Raw genomic sequence first — 21,659 nt, forward strand, 5'->3', positions numbered from 1 at the left:
CCCGATACACCATGAGCACGAACTCCCCCACGCCGACCCTGCACGCCGACCGAACCGACGACCTCGCCTCGTGGCACGAGTCGGTCGTCGAGAGCCGCGACGACGACTTCTCGGCCGCCAAGACGCTGACGACGAAACTCGGCGCGCACCGCCGCGACGAGGTCGTCGAGTTCGGCTTCTGGACGCCGGACCTCGTCGAGGACGGCGTGCCGGAGGCCGCCGTCGAACTGGAACTGCTGACGCCGCCGGCCGACCTCGACCCCGGCGAGACCGACCACCGGCGCGTGACGTTCGACCGCCACCGCGTCCCGACGCGTCGGGTCGGCGAGTACCACTGGGCGGCCGTCGAGGGCGTCCGCGCCGGCACGCGCGACACCCTCGGCGCGCTCTATCGTCTCGTCTACGAGGGCGACGACGGCGAGGAGCGAACGGTTCAGGACCCCCTCGCGTACTCGGTTCCGTTCGGGGCGTTCGCGCCCGCGGAGGTGTACGACCTCGACAGGCTGGACGAGACCCGCGCCGACCGCGCCTACTTCGAGGCGCTCGGCACCGACGACGAGCGGGTGGCCACGACCGACGACGGTGGCCTCCCGCGTATCGACCCCGCGACGAGCATGCTCGAAATCCACCCCGGAACCGCCACGGAACGCGGGTCGCTCGCCGGCCTCGCCGAGGTGTACGAGGGAATCGCCGCGAAACAGCGCGCCGGCGACGACCTCGCCCCGTGGGAGCGCGCCTTCGCCGGCTACGACGGGATTCAGTTGATGCCCGTCGAGCCGTTGACCGAGAACGAGGCGGAACACGACTTCTGGGCGGTCGCCGACGGCTCGGCCGGCGAGGTGACGGTCGACGTCGCCCGCCCGGAGATGATAAACTGGGGCTACGACATCGTCGTCAGCGCCTTCTCCGCGCCGAATCCGGCCGTCCTCGAAACCGGCCGCCCGGACGAACTCGTCGACTTCATCGCCGCCTGCCACGACCTCCCGCGACCGATAAAGGTCGTCTTCGACATCGCGCTCGGCCACGCCGACAACCGCGGCGCGGAACTCCTCTCGGACCGGTACGTCCTCGGCCCGGGGATGTACGGCAAGCACCTCGACTACACCGAACCGACCGCGCGCGCCGTCTTCTTGGAGATGCAAGAGCGCAAGATGGACTTCGGTGCCGACGGCATCCGGGTCGACGGCGCGCAGGACTTCACCTCCCACGACCCCGAGACGGGCGAGATGTACCACGACGACGACTTCCTCGCGGAGATGGACCGCGTGACGCAGGAGGTCGCCGGCACGGAGTACCGGCCGTGGATGATTTACGAGGACGGGCGGCCGTGGCCGCGCGAGGACTGGGAACTCGCCTCCTCGTACCGGGCGCTCATCGAACAACACCCCCACTCGTTCCAGTGGTCGCCCATCACCTTCGCCCACAACACCCCCGCGCTTCTCACCTTCTGGGCGACGAAGTGGTGGCGCGTCCGCGAGGTCGGCGAGTTCGGCGGCAACTGGCTGACGGGCGTCGCCAACCACGACACCGTCCGCCGGGGGACGCAGATAGACCCGACGGTCGAGTTCAACCAGTCGCCGGTCAACCCCTACCTCGGCGACGACTACCCCGAGACGCTGAGCGAGGCGTACGACAACGCCGCATCGTCGATGCTGTTCCACTGCTTCCTGCCGGGCGTCCCGATGGACTTCGTCCACGCCAACATGCGCGCGCCGTGGGGGTTCGTCCGCGACACCGACCCGACGTGGAACGTCAAGGTCGTCTCCGACGAGTCGAAGTTCTGCTACTGGCAGGTGCGCGACGAGGACTTCGAGGACGACCGCTTCTTCCGGCGCGTGAAGGACCTCGGCTTCGACTCCCGCGAGGGACTGTTGACCTTCATGAACGCCCTCTCGTCGGCGGTCGGCGCGACCGACTACGACCTCGACGTGATGGCGGCCATGCTCTCGGCGATGGACCAACCGCTCGGCGACGACCTCTCGGCCGCGGACCTCGAAGCCTACGGCTACGCGTGGATGCGCGACGTGCACGACTTCGCGAACCTCGGCCACTGGCGCGACGAACAGGACGACGAGCGGACCGCCTTCCGCCTCGAAACCCGCGAGTTCCGTCACGACCGCCCGTGGCTCCTCGCCGACCTCGATGCCGACGACGACTACTTCACTTACCGCCACCCGACCGACGGGACGGTCCTCTACTACGGCTTCCGAACCGCGCCGGACAGGGGCGACGCGACCGACTCGACCGGTGGCGAACAACTGCTCTTCGCCGCCAACATGGAGGGCGTCCCCGTCGAGGTGTCGCCCGCGACCCTCGCCGACGACGCGGCCGGGGACGCGAACGCGCCGGCCGTCCCGACCGACGGCTGGGAGCCGGCGCTCGTCGCTCCCGGCGTCGAGGAACCAGACGGTTCGACCGCCGCTTCCAATCCGCTCGCGGTCGAACTCGCCAACGGGGCGGCCGTCGTCTGGCGGCGCGACCCGTAGCCGACGGGAGAGAACTCACCACCAGATTCATACTCTCCGAGTGTTTTTGGACGTATGTCCATAGTGAAACTCGGTATATTATCGGATAATATGGGTAATATACTCCTTATCTAGTTCAATTCTCTAAACACTCGGTAAGTGTTTATGGAGAATTGTGGACAGTACTTTTCTATGATGTCTCTGTGCTATCCGCTACATGATGTTCAAACCAATGCAGAAGAACGGTAGGATTGTACACGATTGTGCTCCTATTTCGGAGGTTGCTGTATGGGTCTCGTAAAGATGACCAAGTGGCGAACGCTCCTTCTCGCCACTATCGGGTTCAACTTCTCCTTTCTCATCTGGTTCTCGTTCGCGCCCTTCACGGGGCCGATGGCGGAGGAGTTCGGGCTTTCGCTCGCCGAAATCGGCATCTTGGCGAGCGCGGCAATCTGGCTCGCGCCCTTCGGCCGCATCCTCACCGGCTGGCTCTCGGATAAGTTCGGCGCGCCGGTGGTGTTCGCCATCGTCCTCGGCTACGTCGGGGTGTTCTCGATGGCGAGCGCCTTCGCCGAGAGCTACACCGTGTTCTTCGTCGAGCGCCTCATCGTCGCCACGGCGGGCATCACGTTCGTCATCGGCATCCAGCACGTCTCGGAGTGGTTCGAAGAGGAGAACCTCGGCATGGCCGAGGGCATCTACGCCGGCATCGGGAACGCCGGGGCCGCCGGCGGTGCGCTCATCCTGCCCCGCGTGTTCGGGGCGGACTGGAGCGGCCCGCTGTTCCAGACCAACTGGCGGGCCGCGTTCTTCTACACCGGCATCGTCTCGATTCTGCTCGCGGTCGCCTACTACCTCCTCGGCGAGGCCGCGGCGAACGACGAGCGCCGGCAGGCGACCGCCGACAACGCGACGCTCAAGCAGTGGGTCCACACCGCCACCCGGTACGGGACCGTCGCCCTCGCGCTCGCCTACGTCATGAGCTTCGGCCTCGAACTCTCGATGAACGGCTGGCTCGCGACCTACTACCGCGAGGCGTTCAACACCAACAACCTCGTGCTCGCGAGCACGTTCGCGGCCACGTTCTCCGTCGCGGCCGGCCTGCTCCGTCCCATCGGCGGCTACGTCAGCGACGTGCTGGCGCGCAGGGAGATGGACATCCTGCCCGTGTTCAAGGGTCGCTACCGCGAACAGTGGACGTTCGTGGCGCTGTCGTTCATCGTCGTCTCCATGCTCGTCATGACGCTCGCCGGCCTCTCGGGGACGGTCCTCATCGCGGTGGCCGCCGGCTTCATGGTCGGCATGGCCTGCGCGTTCGCCGAGGGCGCTATCTTCGCGCAGGTCCCCGCGATGTTCCCCAACAGCTCCGGGGCCGTCGCGGGCGTCGTCGGCGGCGTCGGCACCATCGGCGGCATCACCTACCCGCTCGTCTACTCCTCGGTGCTCCTGCCGAACCTGCACGTCGGCTACGCGCTCGTCGCGGCGACGATGGTTCCCATCGTCCTCCTGAACGCGTGGGTCTACCGCCCGCACATCGCGAAGCGCGCGACCGTGGACGGCTTCCTCGGCTCGTCGGGCTCGACCGGCCCGGCCGACGACTGAGCCGCCGACCGCGACGTTTCATTTTTCACCCGACACTCACCGCCCGCGAGCCGCCGGCTCTCGACGCTCGCCTCAGGCGACGCGCGCGTCGGTCTCGACCGAGACGCCGTCGAGGTAGTCGCCGTCGGGGGCGACCCACTCGCCTTCGGTCCCGCAGTCGGTGGTCAGCCGGCAGACGCGCGTCTCCGGCGGCCAGACGACGCGCACCTCGCCGCCCGAGCGCGCGACCGACACGGTCTGTCGGTACGTGACCGTCTCGCCGAAGTCGCCGACGTAGGTCACCGCGAGGTCGACCTCGCTCGCGCCGGGCGGAATCGACAGTCGCTCGGGACCGGCGGCCAGCGGGCGGTTCGTCACGGCCACGCCGTCGGGCGAAAGCGACCACTCGACGGTCAGGTTCTCGGCCGTCGCGGCGTCGTAGCGGGCGTACCCTTCCTCGGTCTCGACGCGGACCGACGCCGTGTTCGCCCCCGCGGGCGCGCCGAGCGTCGTCGTCGCGTCGACCCGCTCGCCAGCGAGCACGTCGAGGCGGGTCAGTTCCGGTTCGACCGACTCGGTTGCTCCGGTCCACGCTCCCCGATAGGTGAATCGATACGGCGTCCGGTTCGTCGCGTCGAGGACCGCGAAGTCCCGTTCGGCCCCGCCGTCGATGGCGTACACCACCGGGCCGTCGAAGCCGGGGTCGTTGCGGAGCGTCTGGAAGGGATGGGCCGACCAGTCGCCGTAGGGGTCGGGGTGGAAGACGAGAACCTTCGTGTCGTTGCCCGCGGCGGCCGGGTCACCGGCGACGCCAATGCCGTCGTCACCGCTCCCGACACCGCCGGCATCGACGCCCGGCACAGACGGGGTCAGCGGCGGCCGTTCGAAGCCGGCGTCGAGGAGCGGTTCGTAGGTCGCCGCGAGGTTCTCCGTTCGGAGCCGGTTTTCGTCGTAGGGGTCCTCGACTGCTCCGACCGTCACGCCGCCGGCGAACAGCGCCGAGACGAGAAGCACCGAGAAGACGACGCCGCGGGCCTCCGAGGCCGAAAAGCGGCGATGGGCCAGTCGGCGGAGGAGTCGAGCGCCGGCGACGACGCCGGCCGCGCCGAACACCGCGAGCGGGACGAGCGCGTCGAAGTGGTAGAACGGGCCGAGGAGGTCGATGAGGCCGTTTCGGAGGCCGTTGTGCGTCCCCCAGAAGGCGGCGTTGCCGACGAGCACCGAGGCGAACACGCCCGCGACGACGCAGGCGAGGGCGTCGTCTGAGAGTTCGGCGAACGCGCGGTCTCGGCCGCCGAGTCCGTGGTGGCGGCGTCTCGCGCTCCCGCGGAGGTTCCGGCCGGTCTTGTGGCCCCACCAGCGGCGGGCGGTGACGCCGAGACCGAACACCGCGGCGACGGTGCCGAGCCAGCCCATCGGCCCCCAGCGCGTCGCGAGCATGTCGAGCGCTTCGACGGCCGTCTCGACGCCCATGGCGGGCGTATAGACGACCTCGTAGCCGAGGATGGCCCGCTCGCCGAAGCCGATGCCGTCCCGCGGAGCGAAGGCGATGTACGGGAACGTGAGCGGGTCGCCCGTCACGACGGCGTTGTACGCGAGCGTCAGGCCGACGAACGCGAGGCCGGGGAGCGCGATGGCGACGTACCGGCGGAAGACGACCCAGCCGGTCCCCGCGCGCCGGGCGGTCGCCAGCGCCCACAGCGAGTGGGCGATGAAGGGCAGCGCGAACAGGACGGCGGTGTACGGCCGGGCGAAGAACGCCGCGCCGACGAGCGCGCCGGCGACGACGGCGTAACCCGAGGAGTCGCGGCGGGCGGCCCGGACGTAGCAGACGGCGAACCCGAGGTTGAGCATCGTCGTCGGCGCGTACGCGAGGAACGTCGCCGAGGTGAGCAGAAACAGCGGCGAGAGGCCGAGCAGGCCCGACGCGACGACGCCGGTCGTCCGGTCGAACGCGTCGGCCGCGAGGATGTAGACCAGCGCGGCGGACGTCGCGGCGACGGCTCCCAACACGAGGTTCGGAAGCCCGAACGCGAGGCCGACCGCGAACAGCGCCGGCACCGCCGGCGAGTACTTCGAGTAGAGTTGGACGCCGCCGGGCGCGCTCGGCGTCTCCTGCACCACGAAGAACCACGGCCTGACGGCCTCGGTCAGTCCCCCGGGATAGAGAAACAGCTTGCCTTCGAGGAGCATCGCGGCCTGCGTGAGGTAGACGCCCTCGTCGTCGTTGACGGTGTGGTACGGAAAGAGGTCGACCGCGAGCCACGTCACGACGAGGCCGACGCAAAGCGAGACGCAGAGCGCGGCGAGTCGCCGCCGCGTCCGGGTACGGTCGATGTCGACGGTGAAATCGAAATCGAACGCGAGGCGGCGGACGGCGGCTCGAACCCGCCCGCCGAGGGGGAGCGACCAGCCGGTGTTCGAGTTCGAGTCTCGCCGACCCATCCTCAGTCCGAGTAGAGGCCGGTCTCGGGGCGCTGTTCGCGCGGGAACCACGCGAGTTCGTGGCCGGCGTCGAGCGTCACCTCGACGCAGCCGTCGGTCGGGACGGTCTCGTCGTGGTTGTGCATACACAGCAGGTTGTCGCCGCCGTGGAGTTCGACCTCGTAGAGGATGGTCGGGCCGAGGTAGCGCTTGCCGACGACCTCGCCGTGGCCGTCGCCGCCGCCGTCGCAGGGATGCGCCGACACGTCGTCGGGGCGGACGAGGATGTCGATGTCGGTGTCGTCGTACTCGGGCGCGAGGCCGTGAATCTGGTCGCGGCCGACCGTCCCGAGTTCGGTCTCGACCACGTCGCCCGCGATGCGCCCCGGCAGGAACCCCGCGTAGCCGAGGAAGCCGGCGACGAACCGCGATTCGGGGTGTTGGAACACCTGCTCGGGCTCGCCCACCTGTTCGAGGTCGCCGTCGTTCATCACGGCCACGCGGTCGGAGATGGACATCGCCTCCTCCTGGTCGTGGGTGACGGAGACGGCCGTCACGCCCGCCTCCTTGAGGATGCGTCGGACCTCCTCGCGCATCTGGACGCGGAGGTCCACGTCGAGGTTCGAGAAGGGTTCGTCGAGGAGCAGGATGGCGGGTTCGGGCGCGAGCGACCGGGCGAGGGCGACCCGCTGTTGCTGGCCGCCGGAGAGTTCGTCGGGGTAGCTCTCGCCTTGGGTCTCCAGTCCCACGAGGTCGAGGAGGTCGGCGACGCGCTCGTCGCGCTCGGACTCACTGAGGTCCTTCAGCCCGAAGGCGATGTTCTCGGCCGCGGTGAGGTGCGGGAACAGCGCGAACTCCTGGAAGACGACGCCGACGCCGCGCTCCTCGGGCGCGCGGAAGGTGTCGCCACCGGAGACGACGTTCCCGTTCAGTCGGACCTCGCCCCCGTCGGGGCGGTCGAGTCCGGCGATGAGCCGGAGCGTCGTCGTCTTCCCACAGCCCGAGGGACCGAGCAGCGTGAGGATTTCGCCCTCCTCGACGCTGAGCGAGAGGTCGTCGATGACCGACTCGGTGCCGTAGGACTTCGAGACGCCGTCGAGTTCGAGGACGCCGGCGGCGTCGGCGTCGTCGGCCTCAGAGCCGGTGGATTCCGTGCGGTTCGAGCGGTCGGTGGTCGAGAGTGTGCTATTTGACATCGTATCCCTCTTGGGTGATGATAACGAGCATCGAGAGCCCGGAGACGAAAAGCAGGATGAACGCGGGCACGACGGCCTGGCCGAAGTAGCCCTGCTCGTAGGCCGTCCAGATGTGCGTCACGAGCGTGCTGAACCCCGAGGGGCGCAGCAGGAGCGTCGCGGGCAGTTCCTTCATCGTGGTCAGGAAGACGAGCGCCGCGCCGCCGAACAGGCCGGGCGCGACGAGGGGAAGCGTCACGTGACGGAACGCCCCCGACGGGGTCTCGCCGAGCGTCCGCGCCGCCTCCGGGAGCGCGGGGTCGACCCGGAGGAACGACGCCCGGAGCGACCCGATGGCCTGCGGGAGAAAACGGATGACGTAGGCGAACACGAGGAGGTAGAGCGTCTGATAGATGGGCGTCGCGTACGAGCTTCCGAAGAAGACGAGCGCCAGCCCGAGGACGACGCCCGGAACCGCGTAGCCGACGTAGGTCGCGCGCTCGAAGACGGAACTGAGCCGCGAGGGGTGCCGCGCGGCGAGATACGCGACGGGAAGGCCGGCGAGCGTCGCCGCGCCAGCGGTCGCCGCCGCGACGAGGACCGAGTTGAACGCGTACTCGGGCTGGAACGCGAGCGACCCGCTCGTCGCGGCGACGCCCTGCGCGAGCCACGTGAAGAGGATGCCGAGCGGGACGACGAGCGCGACGGTGGCGACGAGCGCCGCGAAGCCGAGCGCCGGGTACTTCCACCGGCCGAGCGGCATCGGGCTTCCGGAGCGCCCGCCGGTCGTCGTGCGCTCGTCGCCCCGAATCTTCGATTCGAGGGTCAAGATGAGGAGCGTCACGGCGATGAGTTGGAGCGACAGGAGCGTCGCGGTGTCGCGGCCGAACGTCCCGAACTCCACGTAGATGACGCGGGTGAAGGCGTCGAACCGCATAATCGCCGGCGTGCCGAAGTCCGAGAGGACGTACAGCGCCGTCAGGAGCGAGCCGGCGGCGACCGCGGGGCGAATCTGCGGAATCGTTACCCGCTTGAACGCCTCCCAGCGGCTGTGGTTCAGCGTCCGCGCGGCGTCGATGAGCGTGGTGTCCATCGACTTCAGCGCGGCCCGGGTGGTGATGAACACGTACGGGTACGTGTAGAGCGTCAGCACCAAAACGGCACCGGGTAACCCGTATATCTCCGGGAGCGACTCGACGCCGAGCGGGGCCAAGAGCCGCTGGAACGCGCCTCGCGGGCCGAACGCCGAGACGAACGCGAACGCGCCGATGTAGCTCGGGATGACCAGCGGGAGCGAGACGACGACGGTCCAAAAGCGCCTGAACGGCAGGTCGGTCCGGACGGTGAGATACGCCAGCGGGACGCCGAGCCCGATGCACGCGGCGGTGACGAGCGTGACGAGCACGGCGCTGTTCAGGAACACTTCGACGGTCGTCGGCCGGGTGACGAGCGACACCGCCTCGGCGAACCCCACGTCGAGCGCGGTCTTGACGAGCCACAACAGCGGGACGACGACGGCGGCGGCGACGGCCCCGCTGGCGACGGTCAGACCGAGCGGTTGCTCGTCGTCTCCCCCACCGGTCCCCGTCTGCTGTTCGGTCGCCATGAGTGAGCTACCTCAGAGGACGCCCACCTCACGCAAGAGTTCCACGGTTCCTTCGAGGTCCGAAAGCTGCGTCAGGTCGAGGCCCTCGGGCGGGCTGAGTTCGTCGATGCTCGGCAGTTCGCCGATGGGGTCGACGCCGGAGACCAGCGGGTACTCGTAGGTGGTCCGCGCGAAGTAGTCCTGCGCTTCGGCCGAAAGCAGGTGGCGAACGAAGTTGCTCGCCAGTTCGGCGTCGTCGGTGCTGTCGAGGACGAGCGCGCCCGCGACGTTGAAAATCGACCCGGCGTCGCCCGCGGTGAAGGCGGTCGAAAGCGGCGCGTTCGGTCGTCCGGCGAGGATGCGCTGGATGTAGTAGTGGTTGGCGAAGCCCGCGCCGATTTCGCCGTCGGCGACGGCCTGCGAGACGAGGAACTCGTCGTTGTACTCCGTGACCCCGAGGTCCTGCATCCCCCGCAGCCACTCTCTCGTGGCGTCTTCGCCTTCGAGGACGCGCATCGCCGTGATGAACGCCTGGAACGACGAGTACGTCGGGGCCCAGCCGATGTTGTCGCGGAACGCCTCCGTGTCGGGGAAGGCCATGATGTCGTCGGGGATGCCCGACTCGTCGAACTGGTCGGTGTTGAACGGGACGGTCCGGGCGCGACCGGAGGTCCCGGTCCACTGCCCGTCAGGGTCGTGGAACTCGTCGCGGACGAGGTCGAGCACCTCGCTCGGGAGCTCCTGCGTGCGACCGGCGTCCTTCAGCGCGCCGAGCGAACCCGCGTTGACCGAGAAGAACACGTCCGCGGGGCTGTTCTGCCCCTCGGTCTGAATCTGGTTGACCAGTTCGGCCGCCGAGTTGTACCGCGGGCGGATGGTGAACTCGTCGTAGTACTCCTCGAAAAAGGAGATGAGTTCGCCGACGAGCGCCTGCCCGCGCCCTGAGTAGAGCGTGAGTTCGCCCGAGAGGTCCGGCATCTCCGTGACGGACACGCCGCCGGTGATTTCGCGGTCGCCGAACGGGGAGCGCCCGGACCCGATCTGTCCGACCGACTCGTTGGTACCGGCTTCGGTCGTCGTCTCCGTCTCCTCGTCGCCGCCGGTACACCCGGCGAGCGCGCCGACCCCGAGGGCCGCCGTCGTCGCGATGAACCGGCGGCGACTGTGGCCGCGAAGCTCTCGGTCGCGTTCGTGCATATATGGATTTAGGTCTCCCTAAATCATTTATACCTACCGATTCGCCGAGCGAGGCGGTCGAATCGCGAGAGGGAGCGACGGTGGGTTGTTCGGCGGCGCGCGCCGTCAGCTAGCCGTCGGCCAATCAGTCGTCGGCCGGCGCGGCGGCCCGCGGCGCGGCGAGCGCGTCGAGGCAGTCCAGCCAGTCGCGCATGTGCTCGCCGACGTAGTTGAAGAAGTCGCCGTTGCGGTACTCGGACCAGTCGCCGTCGGCGAGGGCGTCGGCCATCGCCTCGAAGACGCCGGCGTAGCTGTCGGCGTCGTCGCCGACCGCGTCCACGACTTCCCAGAGGTGTTCGTTGAGTTCGAGCCCCGGAACCTCGTTGTTGAGGTCGTCGAACGTCGGCCGCGCGGCCTTGTTGTGCTCGCACAGCGGGTAGCCCGTCACGATGTCCTTCCCGAGCACGTCGGCGGCGCGCTTGAGGAAGACGCCCGACCAGATGTCGTCGAAGCGGCCGACCTCCCACTCGTTGTCGTCCATCGGGAGCTGGTAGAACGCCGGGACGACCTCGCGCTCGAACGCGAGGTTCATCGAGCAGACGGTGAGGTACTGTCCCGGTTCGGCCACGAAATCACCGTCGAAGTCGCCGAAGTCGGTCCGGGTCTGGGCCTGCCCTTCGAGGTCGCCGTCCATCAGGATGCGGACCGCGTCGAGGTCGGGGACGTTCGTCCACAGCCCCTGCGAGGCGACCACGTCGCGGAGTTCGCGCGTCCCGGTCTCGACGGTCTCGTCCATCGCCGAGTAAGGGTAGCCGCGGGGGTACAGCCCGTGTTCGTCGGCGTTCTGGTAGAGGACGTTCACCCAGCGCTCGTCGCTCGACACCGACTCCACCTCGTCGGTGCGGTCGAGGTTCGCCATGTGGCGGCCGAAGAAGTCCCACTCGTCGTGGGGGAGCGTGTCGTCGTCGATGAAGACGCCGTAGTCGAACTCGGAGTGCGCCCACATGTACAGCAGGCCGAAGCTCGTCTGGGCGTGGCTCGCCGCCGGCACGAGGTGCGAGTACTCGGAGATATCACGTTCGTCGTACCACTCCTCGCGGGCCGCCTCGTCGAAGACCGCGCCCGAAACCCCCTCGTCGTCCAGCATCGACGCCATCCCCTCGGTGTCGCAGAAGTCCTCCGTCACGAGGAGGACGAACAACCGGTCGAGGTCGAAACCGTGTGCGCGCGCGTTATCGAAGTACGCCCGCATGCACTCGTACTCCCGGATGGTCGGGACGACGACGCAGATGTCCGCGTTCATTGCTCCTATAGATTTAGGGTTCCCAAAAATAGCTGTTGGTTCGGAATAGCGGCCCTGAAATGCCGGTATCGTGATATTTCACCCGCCGGGTCGGCGGAGGCTGGCGGTTCGCACCGCCCCGCCGGATTCAGGCCCGCGTCCCCGTCAGCGACTCCAACAGCAGGACCGCCGTGTCCTTCGCCAGCGGGTCGTTCGCGTTGCCGCACTGCGGCGACTGCACGCAGGAGGGACAGCCGTCCTCGCAGTCGCAGTCCGAAATCAGGTCGGCGGTCTGGCGCATCAGCCCCTCCACGATGTCGTAGCCGGCGCGCGTGATGCCGACCCCGCCGGGGTGACCGTCGTAGATGAAGATAGTCGACTGGTCGGTGTGAGCGTGGTACGGCGTCGAGAGGCCGCCGATGTCGCCGCGGTCACAGAGGAGTCGGAGCGGAAACAGCGAAATCATCCCGTGTTCCGCGGCGTGGATGCCGCCGTCGAAGCCGTAGTCGCGGCCCTCCGGGCGGTCGCTCGATAGCTCGCGCATCTCCGATTCCACGTCGCCGGGGACGGTGAAGTACAGCGCCTTCGTCCGCAGACTCGTCTCCGGCAGGTCGAGCAGTTGCTGGCCGACGGTCGTCCCGCGTTTCGGGTCGCGGCGCTCGAAGCCCGTTATCTGCTTGCGCATCGTCACCTCGGCGAACCGGACCTCCACGTCGGACCGCGCCGAAAGCGGCTTCGACAGGATGTCCCGCTCGACCGTGATGTGCTTGTCGTGGAGGACGCGGGTGTAGTAGTCCGCCCACGTGGGTTGGAGCCGGGCGACGTCGCGGTCCAAATCCAACTCGGCGACCTCGTACGTCTGACCCTGATGGTGGTAGACCGCGCCGGGGTGGGCGTCCCGAAGCGCGTCGTCGAACGCCAGCGTGGCGATGGTCTCGTCGTTCCGCGAGTCCATCAACTGTATCTCGCGGTCGGTGATGGTTCGGAGGCTCATCGCGTGCTGCGGGCTCTCGCTCCCGTCGTGGGTCCATCGGAGGCCGTCGTCGGTCTCCCGGCGCGCCAGCGTGCCCTCGGCTTCGAGGTCGGAGACGACGCCGGGGAACGACCCGCCGAAGTACGATTCGTCGTCGGTCGAGAGCCAGTTCTCCGCGGCCGCGCAGGCGACGTGGGAGGGGAGGAGATGGTCGTTCTCCGGGTCGGAGACGGCGCGTTCGGGGTCGCCGTCGAAGAACTCCGCGGGGTGGTTCATCAGGTACTGGTCGAGTTGGTCCTCGCCGCCGACGAGGACGACCAACGCGGGCCTGTCGCCGCGACCCGCCCGCCCGGCCTGTTGCCACGCGGACATCCGCGTGCCGGGGTAGCCGTCGATGAGCACCACGTCGAGGCCGCCCACGTCGACGCCGAGTTCGAGCGCGTTGGTGCTCCAGACCCCCGCGATGTCGCCGTCGTGCAGGCCGGCCTCTATCTCCCGTCGCCGGTCGTGGGTCAGCGAGGCCTGATACGCCGCCACCTCGCCTGCGAGCGCGTGTTCGCCGCGACTCCGGAGGTCGCTCGCGCTCTCGGAGGCGTACCGCTCGGCGGCCTGTCGGGCGCGGGTGAACGCCAGCGTCTGGTGGCCGCGCGCCACGAGGTCGACGAAGAGGTTCTTGGTCTCGACGTGACCCGAGCGCCGCCGCCCCGACCCGCCGGCGTCGGGATTGTCGTACTCCGGGGGATTCCAGAGGAGCCAGTCGGTCTCGCCGGTCCCGCTCGCGTCCTCCTCGACGAGCGCGAACGAGTCCTCGCGCTCGCCCGTGATGCGCGCGGCGTGTTCGACGGGGTTGCCGATGGTGGCCGAACAGCAGACGAACTGCGGGTCGGCCCCGAACCGCTCGCAGACGCGCTTGAGCCGCCGAACGAGCAGGGCGACGTGACTCCCGAACACCCCGCGATAGCCGTGGACCTCGTCGATGACGACCGTCTCCAGCGAGGAGAAGAACCACTCCCACAGCCGGTGGGCGTGCGGGAGCAGCGCGTAATGTACCATGTCCGGGTTCGAGAGCAGCACCGTCGGCATCCGCTTTCTCACCTCGCGCTTCTCGGATTTCGACAGCCGGCCGGTGTACTGGTCGACCGAGACGCGACTGCCGAAGCCGAGACCGTGCGCGAGGTCCGACAGCGTGTCGAGTTGGTCGGCGACGAGCGCGTTCTGCGGGCCGAGATAGAGCGTCCGCCCGCCGTGGTCCATCGCCCGCTCGAACGCCGGCACGGTGTACGCGAGGCTCTTGCCGCTCGCGGTCCGCGTCGCCAACACGACGTTGTTCCCGTCGCGGATAGCCCCGACCGCCTCGGCCTGATGCCGGTAAAGCCGGTCGATGCCGCGGTCGTCGAGCGCCGACGCCAACCGCGGTTCGAGGTCCACGTCGGCGAAGGCGGGGTCGCGCGCCTCGAACCGGCGGTGAGACCGAATCTGCCCCTCGTAGTACGGTCTGGTCCGGAGCCACTCGATGAGGTCGTCCACACGCCCACTGCGGACGTGGTCGCCCTAACGCTGTCGCAGGCCGGAACTGATAGCACGCGGCACGCCCGCCGCGCCGCTTTTGTTCTCTGCGTCCCGACGAAAGGTATGAACGAGTCCGCGGACGCCGTGCTCATCTACGACGGCGAATGCGCCTACTGCTCGGTCGCCGCATCGGCGCTGAAGCGCCTCGACGACGTGGCGGCTATCTCGTGGTACGACGACGCGGCGCAGGCGTTCCTCGACGCCCAGTTCGCGGACGTCCCGTTCGCCATGGTGTTCGTCGACCGCCGAGAGCGCCGCGTGTACGCCGGCCGCGCCGCCGCGAAGGAACTCACCGACCGGGCCGGAATGCCCGGCCTCCTCGGCAGTCTCGTCCGCGACAACTACGACCGAATCGCCAAGGTCGTCGGCGCCGCCAGCGGCCGCGGCCGCGACCCCGACGACGTCCACAGCGTCTACGACCTCGACGCCGACGCGGCCGGTCTGTTCTCGGCGCTCCTCGATAACGCCGAAAAGCGACCCGCCGAACTTTCGTAGTCGGGGCGACGTTCGTCACTCGATGACCGCCCCGCGGAACCCGACCGACGTCGCCCCGACAGTCCACTCGCTCGACCCCGCGGCCCTCGGCACCGACGCCGACCCGCTGGCGCTCGATTCCCGGTCGCCCGTCGGGACCTACGCGCTGGTCTTCGACGCGCCCGAGACGACAATCGATGTCGGCGCGCTGGGCGAACACCGCCTCTCGGCGGGAGCCTACGTCTACGTCGGGAGCGCGTTCGGGACGGGCGGTCTCCGTCGCGTTCTCCGCCACCGACGCGTCGCCGCCGGCGACCACGACGCTCGCCACTGGCACGTCGATTACCTCGGCGGCTCCCCCGCCGTCGACCTCGCGCGCGTCGTCTGCGTCACCGACCGCGACGTGGAGTGCGCGGTGGCGACCGAACTCGCGTCGTCGCTCGGTCCGGCGGGCGTCGACGGCTTCGGCTCGTCGGACTGCTCGTGCGACGCGCACCTCGCGCGCGGCGACTCGGTGGAGACGGCGATTCCGCTCGTCGAAGAAGCGTTTCGGAGCAAAATGTGAAGGGGAATGTCTTCCCCTTCTAACGCCCGAACCGGACCGGGCACCCCGGTTCGGACGATAAGCCGGTTGTCAGAGGCACCCCGGCACACCCTTCTACTCCCGCCACACGCTTTACTTCACCCATCGCATCACTCACTCAGCGGATGACTCGAACTATAAAAGCAATTCGCTCATTTATATTCTAACCCTCCTCCCTCCTGCCATTTAAGTAGTAACACGCGCATGAGATTCGACATGGTTCAGCCCGAGGCGAACGAGGTGTTCGACGTGCTCGCGTCGCGGGCAGACGTGCTCGCCGCCGTCGTTCGCCAGCCTCGGACGACGGCGGAACTCGCGGGCGACCTCCCGGTGTCGCGGTCGACGGTCGACCGCGGGCTCCGCGAGCTAGAGCGCGCGGGCTTCGTCGAGACGAAAGACGGCGTCCACCGCCCGACGCTCGCCGGTCGAATGGCGCTCGACACGTACTCGCACTTCGTCGAGTGTCTGGACGACATCGACGCGGCCGCCGCGGTGCTCGACTCGCTCGACTCGGACGTGCCGCTCGCGCCGGCGTTCCTCGACGGCTGTGAGGCCATCGCCGTCGCCGACGGGGGTTCGGGCCCCGCGCTCTCGAAGCTCACGTCGTTCGTCGAGGAGGCCGAGTCGGTGCGCGGGTGCGTCCGCGGGGCGCTCCCCTCGCAGGTCGACGCCTACTACCGGACCGTCGTCCAAAACGGTACCCCGGTCGACCTCGTCGCCACCGACGACGTGGTCCAGCGACTCGTCACCGCCTATCGGCCGCAGCTCGCCGAGGCGTGGTCGGTCGACTCCTTCTCGCTTCAGGCGGTCGAGTCGCTTCCCTACAGCCTCGTCGTCTCCGACCTCCCGGACAGCCCCGTCGCGTTTCTCGTCGCGTACTCCGAGCGCGGCCTCGCGGGAATCATCTACAACGAGTCGCGGCCGGCGGTGGCGTGGGCCAGACGGCGCATCGACGACTGGCGGAACGACGCCGCGCCGCTCCCCCGGCCGTCGGGCGACTGAGTCCCCGCCGCCTGCGGCCGATGTCCCCGAGACCCCAACGACTTACGGGAGCGACCGCGAAGGAGTCCTAATGACGACGACGTTTCCCGGAATCCCCTATCTGGAGTGGATTGTCGACCGGGCGGCCGAGGCCACCCACGACCTCGCGACGAGCGACCTCGGCTCGTCCCGGCGCGGCGACGACCTCGTTCCGCCGGTTCTCGCGGGTCGCTCGGACCCCGAGGACGCGACGCTCGCCGGCCAACTCGCGGAACGCTACGGCGTCTCCGAGTCGTCGGTCCTCGTCACCGCGGGCGCGACGAACGCGAACTTCCTCGCCGCCTGCGCCCTCCTCGACCTCGCGTCCGGCGACGACGAAGACCGCGACGAGGCCGACGCCCCGCGTCCGCAGGTGCTCGTCGAGAAACCCGGCTACCAGCCGCTCGTGGCCACGTCGGAGGCGCTCGGAGCGCGCGTCGACCGCTTCGTCCGCCCGCCGGAGTACGACTACGAACTCGAACCGCACCGCCTCGACGGGGCCTCGACCGACGCCTTCGCCTACGCCATCGTCACCAACCGCCACAACCCGTCGGGCAAACTCACGCCGCGCGCCGAACTCGCCGAGGTCGCGGCCGCCGCGGGCGACGCCGGCGGCTACCTCCTCGTCGACGAGGTGTACGCGCCCTTCGTCGACCCCGCGGTCGACGGCCCCTTCGGCGGCACCACGGCGTCCGGTCTCGACAACACCGTCGTCACCGGGTCGCTGACGAAGTTCTACGGCCTCGGCGGGCTCCGCGTCGGCTGGATTATCGGCCCCGAGGAGGTCGTCGAGCGCGCCCGCTCGGCGTCGATGTACCTGCCCGCGGTCGCCGAGCCGAGCACCAAGCTCGCCCGGCGCGCGCTCCACCACGGCGACGACATCGAGACCGCCGCCCGCGAACACCTCTCGGCGAACCACGACCTGCTGGCGACGTTCGTCGCCGACCGCGACGACCTCGACGGGCGCATCCACGCCGGCGGGACGTTCGCCTTCCTCGACCACGCCTCGGCCGACGGCGACGCGGTCGTCGACGCCGCGTGGGACCGCGGCGTCCTCGTCGTTCCCGGCCGCTTCTTCGACGCGCCGGAGTCGTTCCGCATCTCGCTGGGCGGCGACCCCGAGGCGATGGACGCCGGACTCGACGCCTTCGGCGACGCGCTCGACGACCTCGCCGAGTAACGCGGCGTTTCTTACTGTTCGGTCTTCTCGATGAGCGGGTGCTGGAGGTAGTCGTTGACCTCCACGTCCGCGAGCGACCGGAGGCCGCCGAGGCGGGCCATCCTGCGCAGGCCCAACTCGTCGACGTCCTCCGGCGAGACCGTGAGCACGTGCGCGAGCATCCGGTCGATGCCGAGTCGCCTCGCGGCCATCGCCCGGTGGTGCCCGTCCACGAGCAGCGTCTCGGGACCGTGGGAGACGACGATGAGCGGCTCCGCGAGGCCGTTCTGGAGTTCGTACTTCCGGCCTTCGAGCTCGTCGCCGTACACCTCCCGCTGGGTCGGAATCAGCGAGCCGACCTCGACTTCCCGCTCGCCGACGCCGATGGACGTGTCGTGGGTCCGTTCGAGCATCTCGCGGGTGCTCTGGACCTTCGAGGGCGTCGTCCGCTCGATTTGGCTCCGCACCGCGTCGCCGTTCGAAAAGAGGCCGAGCAACACCCGGTCGTCGTCGACGACGGGGAGGAACTGGTGGCCGGTGCGGAAGATGACGCGCGCGGCGTTCTTCACCGTCATCTCCGGGCGGACGACCACGAGGTCGCGGCTCATCACCGACTCGACCCGCACGTCGCCGTTGACTTCCAACAGGTCTATCGCGCCGACGAACCCGAGGAGGCGGTGCTCGTCGTCGACGACCGGGAGCCCGCCGTACTGCGGGCCGGCCTTGAGTTTGTCGACCACGTCGGTGACCCACGCGCCCGGGCCGACGGTCTCCACGCCGGTCGTCATGTACGCGTCGACGCGCACGTCGTCGAGTTCCATCGGTGTCATGGCATTCCTCGCATCTCGGTCGTCCCGCGGTTGACCGCGGAGCGCCCTAAACGTATCTGCGACGAAAAACGAGGAGCGACGGCGACTGGCGTCGTGCCCGAACCCGGCCGGGGATGCCACACCGCCGAGTCGCCGAGACGCGCCGCGGCGTCCGCGTTACGCGTCGATGGCGCGCGCGAGCACCTCGACGGGGTGCGGCGGGTCGTCGGTCGCGCCGTCCATGTCTTCGAGTTGCGTCCGGCAGGACGCGCCGGGGGCGACGACCACGTCGCCCGGACTCTCGGCCACTTGGCCTTCGAGGATGTTTCCGATGGCCTTCGACATGGAGTAGTGTTCGGCCTCGTAGCCGAACGACCCGGACATCCCGCAACACGTCGAGTCCAGCGGGTCCACCTCGAAGCCGGCGCGGCGGAGGACGCCCACGGCGTGGTGGTCCTTCTTCGTGGACTTCTGGTGGCAGTGTCCGTGATACGTCAGGTAGTCGTCCTGCGGGCGGAACGACAGCGACTCGTCCAGCCGGAACGCGTCGACGTACTCCATGACGCCGTAGGCGTTTTCGGCGACGGCCTCCACGTCGTCGCCTGAGAGCAAGTCGAGGTAGTCCGACTGGAACATCACCGCGTCGGAGGGCTCACAGAGGACGACGTCCCAGCCCTCCTCGACGTACGGTGCGAGCACCTCGACGTTCTGCTCGGCGTCGGCGCGGGCCTTGTCGAGAAAGCCCTTCGAGTGCGGGGGCCGACCGGAGCCGGCGACGCCCTCCGGAATCCGGACGTGGACGTTCGCGGCCTCAAGCGACTTCACGGCGGCCTTGCCGACCTCGGGGTGGTTGTAGTTCGTGTAGGTGTCGGGGAACAACAGCGCCTTGCGGTCGGCCTCCGCCTCCGGGACGCCGGCCCCGCCGCGGCTCTCGAACCAGTCGACGAAGCTCGTCGAGTGGAACGTCGGAAGCGAGCGCTCCTTGGCGATGCCGACGGTCTTCTCCATGAGCGTCCGCGCGCCCGGCACCTTCGTCGCCGCGTTGGCGAGCGGGGCGAACGCCGACCCGAGTTTGGACAGCGAGTCGATGTTGGCGAACAGCTTGTCGCGGAAGCTGGAGCCGTTGCGCTGGTGGTACTCGTGGACGACCTCGGCTTTCATCTTCGCCATGTCGACCTCGCTGGGGCAGTCCTTCGAACAGCCCTTACAGCCGACACAGAGGTCGAGCACCTCGTCGACGAACTCGTCGGTGAACATCTCGTCTTCGGGGAGGCCGCCGCTCATGGCCTGCCGGAGCATGTTGGCGCGGCCGCGGGTCGCCTGAATCTCCTCTTCGGCGGCGCGGAACGTCGGGCACATCACGCCGCCGACGGTGGACTGCTGGCCGCGACAGCCGGCACAGCCGTGGCAGAGTTCGACCATGCCCTCGAACCCGTTGTCGTTGTCCCAGTTCAGCGCCGGTTCGAAGCCGGCGTCGAACTCGTAGTCGGGGGAAAAGCGGAGGTTCTCGGTCATGTCGTGGTCGCCGCAGATGTTCCCCGGATTCAGGAGCCAATCGGGGTCGAACGCGGTCTTGAGGTCGCGGAAGACGTTCCAGAGGTGGTCGCCGTACAGCTTGCGGTTCCACTGGGTCCGCGCGCGGCCATCGCCGTGCTCGCCGGAGACGGAGCCGCCGTACTTGACGACGAGGTCCGTCACCTCGTCGGCGATGGCCTCGAACGTCTCGACGCCCTCGGCCGTCTTCGTGTTGACGAGCGGGCGGATGTGCAGGACGCCCGGCCCCGCGTGGGCGTAGTACGACGCGAAGGTGTCGTGCTCGTCGAGGATGTCCTGGAAGTCGGAGACGTACGCCGGGAGGTTCTCGGCCGGGATGGCGGTGTCCTCGATGTACGCGATGTGCTTTTCGTCGGTCGTCCGCGAGAGGAGAATCGGGAGCCCCGACTTGCGCATCTTCCAGAACTTCGCGCGGGTGTCGGCGTCGTGGGCCTCCATGAAGTCGGTCGCGCGGCGCTCCGTCTCGGTCACCGAGGCCGAGCCCTCGTCGGGGTCGAACTCGGTCCCGTCGGGGTCGATGACGCGGTCTTCGATGAGGTTCGCAACCTTCTGTTTACCGGCCTCGTCGGAGTCGGCGTAGAACTCCACGAGGAGCGTCGAGTCCGTGCCCTCTGGGAGCATCCCGACCACGTCCGCGAACTCGGCGGTATCGCGCGCGAGGTCGAGAAGCACGTCGTCCATCACCTCGACGGCCGCGGGCTCGTGTTCGAGGATGGGCGCGACATCGTGCATCGCGTCGATGACGTCGTCGTAGGTGAGAAGCGCCACCGACGCGGTGTTCGGAATCTCCTCCAGCGAGACGGTCGCCTTCGTCACGATACCGAGCGTTCCTTCGCTCCCGGCGATGAGCCGGCCGAGGTTGACGCGGCCGGCCTCCCAGTCCCCGTCGATGCCGGTATCGTCCGGCGTGCGGCGCTCGCCGCGCATCTCGTCGACGAGCATGTCGAGGTTGTAGCCGGAGACGTTGCGCTTCAGGTCGGGGAAGCGCTCTGCAATCTCGTCGGCCTCCTCGTCGAGTATCCGCGCGATTTCGGCGTAGATGCGCGCTTCGAGGTCGCCGTCGGGGTCGCCGGACTCGCGGAGCTCGTCGACGCTCACCTCGCCGAACGTCGTCACCGTCCCGTCCGCGAGGACGATTTCCAGCTCTTCGATGTAGTAGTCCGTCTTGCCGTACTTCAGCGAGTGCGAGCCGGTGGAGTTGTTGCCGATTGCGCCGCCGAGCGCGGAGCGGTCGCCCCACGCCGGGTCGGGCGCGAACTTCAGGCCGTGGGGTGCGAGCTCCTCGTTGAGCTCGCCGAGGCGGACGCCCGCTTCGGCCGTGGCCGTCCGCGCCTCGGGGTCGATCTCCTCGACGCCGCCCATGTGGCGGACGAGGTCGAGGACGACGGCCTCGCTGACGGTCTGGCCGGCGAGGCTCGTGCCGCCGCCGCGGGGGAGGACGGGAATCTCCCGGCCGGCGCAGTACTCCATCACCGCCGCCACGTCGGCCGTCGAGGTCGGCATGACGACGCCGATGGGGACTTGTTCGTAGGCCGACGCGTCGGTCGCGTACAGCGTTCTCGTGTAGGTGTCGAAGCGCACGTCGCCCTCGACGAGGGATTCGAGGTCGTCGACCAGCCCCGGCCGCTCGACGTCGTAGCTGACGTAGTCGTAATCGCCAGCGAGCGCGGGGTCGGTGGCCGGTTCGTGCGTGTTGGATGCCATTGATTAGCTCTGTCGTATGTCGGTTGGCGTGAACGGATAAAGACACCCGGTGACGGGTGTCGCTCCGGGTCGCGCCCGGGTGGTTTGCGAGTCGGTTCGAGGTTCGAATCGAACCGGACCGAGCCG

General features: G+C 68.9%; 14 protein-coding genes. 6 read left to right on the forward strand and 8 right to left on the reverse strand.

Annotated elements, in window-relative coordinates; genetic code table 11:
• Nucleotides 1-11 precede the first annotated feature (11 nt).
• Together gghA and NDI65_RS00100 are read left to right on the forward strand one after the other, a co-directional pair.
• Nucleotides 12-2,486, forward strand: coding sequence for a glucosylglycerol hydrolase (gghA, locus tag NDI65_RS00095; protein WP_310893049.1), 2,475 nt, complete (start codon nucleotides 12-14; stop codon nucleotides 2,484-2,486).
• Between the two features lie 282 nt (nucleotides 2,487-2,768).
• Nucleotides 2,769-4,067: an MFS transporter gene (locus NDI65_RS00100; RefSeq protein WP_193310944.1), complete on the forward strand. Its 1,299-nt coding sequence runs from the start codon at nucleotides 2,769-2,771 to the stop codon at nucleotides 4,065-4,067.
• Nucleotides 4,068-4,139: 72 nt separating this feature from the next.
• Here the strand turns inward: NDI65_RS00100 and NDI65_RS00105 are convergent, their stop codons facing one another.
• The 6 genes from NDI65_RS00105 to NDI65_RS00130 form a co-directional block, all read right to left on the reverse strand.
• Nucleotides 4,140-6,491, reverse strand: a complete 2,352-nt coding sequence (locus tag NDI65_RS00105; RefSeq protein WP_089777628.1) for a glycosyltransferase family 39 protein — start codon at nucleotides 6,489-6,491, stop codon at nucleotides 4,140-4,142.
• Nucleotides 6,492-6,493: 2 nt separating this feature from the next.
• Nucleotides 6,494-7,666 (reverse strand): ABC transporter ATP-binding protein, encoded by a 1,173-nt coding sequence (locus NDI65_RS00110; protein ID WP_089777629.1) that lies wholly within the window; start codon nucleotides 7,664-7,666, stop codon nucleotides 6,494-6,496.
• On the reverse strand, nucleotides 7,656-9,251 hold the full coding sequence (locus NDI65_RS00115) for an iron ABC transporter permease (RefSeq protein ID WP_089777630.1): 1,596 nt from the start codon (nucleotides 9,249-9,251) through the stop codon (nucleotides 7,656-7,658). Before NDI65_RS00115 ends, NDI65_RS00110 begins: the two co-directional genes overlap by 11 nt.
• Before the next feature lie 12 nt (nucleotides 9,252-9,263).
• Nucleotides 9,264-10,427, reverse strand: a complete 1,164-nt coding sequence (locus NDI65_RS00120; RefSeq protein WP_089777631.1) for an iron ABC transporter substrate-binding protein — start codon at nucleotides 10,425-10,427, stop codon at nucleotides 9,264-9,266.
• A 124-nt stretch (nucleotides 10,428-10,551) separates the two neighbouring features.
• Nucleotides 10,552-11,709, reverse strand: coding sequence for an alpha-1 4-glucan-protein synthase (locus tag NDI65_RS00125; protein ID WP_089777632.1), 1,158 nt, complete (start codon nucleotides 11,707-11,709; stop codon nucleotides 10,552-10,554).
• A gap of 127 nt (nucleotides 11,710-11,836) precedes the next feature.
• Nucleotides 11,837-14,188: a DEAD/DEAH box helicase gene (locus NDI65_RS00130; protein ID WP_089777633.1), complete on the reverse strand. Its 2,352-nt coding sequence runs from the start codon at nucleotides 14,186-14,188 to the stop codon at nucleotides 11,837-11,839.
• Nucleotides 14,189-14,293: 105 nt separating this feature from the next.
• Here NDI65_RS00130 and NDI65_RS00135 point away from each other — a divergent pair, with 105 nt between their 5' ends.
• The 4 genes from NDI65_RS00135 (at nucleotide 14,294) to NDI65_RS00150 (ending at nucleotide 17,487) form a co-directional block, all read left to right on the forward strand.
• Nucleotides 14,294-14,725 (forward strand): DCC1-like thiol-disulfide oxidoreductase family protein, encoded by a 432-nt coding sequence (locus tag NDI65_RS00135; RefSeq protein ID WP_089777634.1) that lies wholly within the window; start codon nucleotides 14,294-14,296, stop codon nucleotides 14,723-14,725.
• A gap of 22 nt (nucleotides 14,726-14,747) precedes the next feature.
• The gene (locus NDI65_RS00140) at nucleotides 14,748-15,269 is read left to right on the forward strand and encodes a GIY-YIG nuclease family protein (RefSeq protein WP_089777635.1); all 522 of its coding nucleotides are present in this window, start codon (nucleotides 14,748-14,750) and stop codon (nucleotides 15,267-15,269) included.
• A 222-nt stretch (nucleotides 15,270-15,491) separates the two neighbouring features.
• Entirely contained in the window at nucleotides 15,492-16,289 is a 798-nt protein-coding gene (locus NDI65_RS00145; RefSeq protein WP_310893053.1) for a winged helix-turn-helix domain-containing protein, read from the forward strand.
• Nucleotides 16,290-16,359: 70 nt separating this feature from the next.
• Nucleotides 16,360-17,487 (forward strand): pyridoxal phosphate-dependent aminotransferase, encoded by a 1,128-nt coding sequence (locus tag NDI65_RS00150; protein ID WP_310893055.1) that lies wholly within the window; start codon nucleotides 16,360-16,362, stop codon nucleotides 17,485-17,487.
• Between the two features lie 11 nt (nucleotides 17,488-17,498).
• Here NDI65_RS00150 and NDI65_RS00155 read toward each other — a convergent pair whose 3' ends face one another.
• Together NDI65_RS00155 and NDI65_RS00160 are read right to left on the reverse strand one after the other, a co-directional pair.
• Entirely contained in the window at nucleotides 17,499-18,287 is a 789-nt protein-coding gene (locus NDI65_RS00155) for a CBS domain-containing protein (RefSeq protein ID WP_089777638.1), read from the reverse strand.
• Between the two features lie 165 nt (nucleotides 18,288-18,452).
• Entirely contained in the window at nucleotides 18,453-21,533 is a 3,081-nt protein-coding gene (locus NDI65_RS00160) for an FAD-linked oxidase C-terminal domain-containing protein (protein WP_310893057.1), read from the reverse strand.
• Nucleotides 21,534-21,659 lie beyond the last annotated feature (126 nt).

The sequence above is a fragment of the Haloferax sp. S2CR25 genome (genome assembly GCF_031624535.1).
Classification (GTDB): domain Archaea; phylum Halobacteriota; class Halobacteria; order Halobacteriales; family Haloferacaceae; genus Haloferax; species Haloferax massiliensis.